The sequence below is a fragment of the Micromonospora globispora genome (assembly GCF_003857015.1).
Taxonomy (GTDB): domain Bacteria; phylum Actinomycetota; class Actinomycetes; order Mycobacteriales; family Micromonosporaceae; genus Micromonospora; species Micromonospora globispora.
The window spans coordinates 1-1,635 of the sequence record NZ_QGGF01000606.1 but is presented as its reverse complement, the minus strand read 5'-3'; the positions used below and the strand labels follow the sequence as shown (position 1 = coordinate 1,635).

The 1,635-nt window shown below is 76.8% G+C and carries 1 protein-coding gene and 1 pseudogene; both read right to left on the bottom strand.

Annotation, left to right across the window (positions count from 1 at the left end):
- Positions 1–411 (bottom strand): maleylpyruvate isomerase N-terminal domain-containing protein (locus tag DKL51_RS30205; RefSeq protein WP_185734970.1); only part of this gene is annotated, 411 nt, incomplete at its 3' end.
- A gap of 72 nt (positions 412–483) precedes the next feature.
- Positions 484–1,635: pseudogene (locus tag DKL51_RS30200) on the bottom strand (hypothetical protein); the annotation flags it as partial.

Here is a 1,635-nt window from a genome sequence, read left to right as displayed (position 1 = left end):
CCACGGCCCCCGGGCCAGGTGGACCACCCGCCCCTCCGGCTCGGCCGGCAGCGCGGCGGCCAGCTCGTCGACCGCGGCCCGGACCGCGGCCACCAGCTCCTCGGGGCCGTCGGCGGCGTACCGCTCCCCGGAGCGTCGGATGCCCACGTTCACCTCGTCGTCGACCGACGCGCCGATCCAGGTGCCCCGGGCGTAGTGGTCGAGCAGCCCCACCGGCTCGCCGGCCGGCACCGGCTCGGCCAGCACCCCGGGGACGGCCAGCACCTGGGAGGCGAGGTGCCCGGCGAGCCCGCCGACGCGGAACTCGGCGAGCGCGCTCGGCGCGTCCCACCGCTGCGCGACGGCCGGGTCGGCGAGCAGTTCCACCGCCGAACGGGCGGCGACCAGGTAACCGGTCCTGATCGGATGCATGGGCGTACCCCTCTCGTCTCGGATCCGGTCCCCGAGCCTACCGACGAAGATCATCCGGGATGGACCCTGACATCAGTCGAGGTGGTAGACGATCCCGTCGCCCACGGTCTCCCGCCGAATCCCCAGCCCGTCCACCGGCCGGGCCGCCGCGTCCCGCCACGGGGTGCCCGCGGCGTACCCGGGCAGCAGCACCACCGTGCGCACCCCGGCCGCCCGCAGGTACGCCACCGACGCGGCGTCCGGGAAGGTCGCGCTGGCCGCCCGGATCCGCTGCTGGCTGGCCGGGGTGAACGAGGCCAGTCCGTTGACCAGCCGGGGGAAGCCGTCGGTCGACCAGAGCATCACGTGGAACTCCCGACCGCCCCCGCTGGGCAGCACCAGGGCCGGTCCGGCCAGCCCGCGCAGGGCGGCCGGCTCGGCGGGCACCGGCACGTGCGGGGTGCGGTTCACCCCTTCCACCAGCACCAGCAGCAGCGGCAGGACGAGAACCCACCGCCCCCACCGCCGCCAGCCCCGGACATCCGGCGGAAGCTCCGACCGGCGTACCGTCAGCGCCCCGGCCGCCAGCACGCCGAGCAGCAGCGTCGTCCAGAGCACCAGCCGCCCCGGGGTGCGGATGCCGTCCCAGCCGGGCACGTGCCGGACCAGCGTGACGTAGCCGGGATCGCCGTCCCCGCCCAGCGTGGTGCCGGCCGCCAGGGCCACGCTGACCAGCACGCCGGCCGCCAACGCGACCCGGTGCCGCACCCGCCACACGGAGAAGAACAGTCCCGCGCAGGCCAGCCCGAGCAGCACCACCCCGGGCAGCAGGGTCATCTCGGTGGGGAAGCCCAGCGTCGCCCGGGCCGCCGCGTGCGACTCCCCCCACAACCACGATTCGGGCGGCGCGGTCAGGAAGCCCCGCGGCGGCGGGGAGAACATCGCGATCTGCGCGACGGTCCGCCGGCCGGCCGGATTCCGGGCCACCACCTCGAAGTAGGGCGCGGCCATCACCAGCGTCACCCCGGCGAAGCCGGTGCCGCCGGCCAGGTCGGCCAGGAGCAGCCGGCGCGGGAACACCGGCCGGACCCGCCGCCGCCACCACGAGCAGCCGTACCCGGCCGCCGCGCCGAGGCAGAGCAGCCCGAGGACGTACGCGAAGGGCAGGCCGATGCCGAAGCCCAGGGTGATCTGCCAGGCGGCGATCGCCCAGCCCGCCCCCGCCCAGCCGGGTCGGACCCGGTC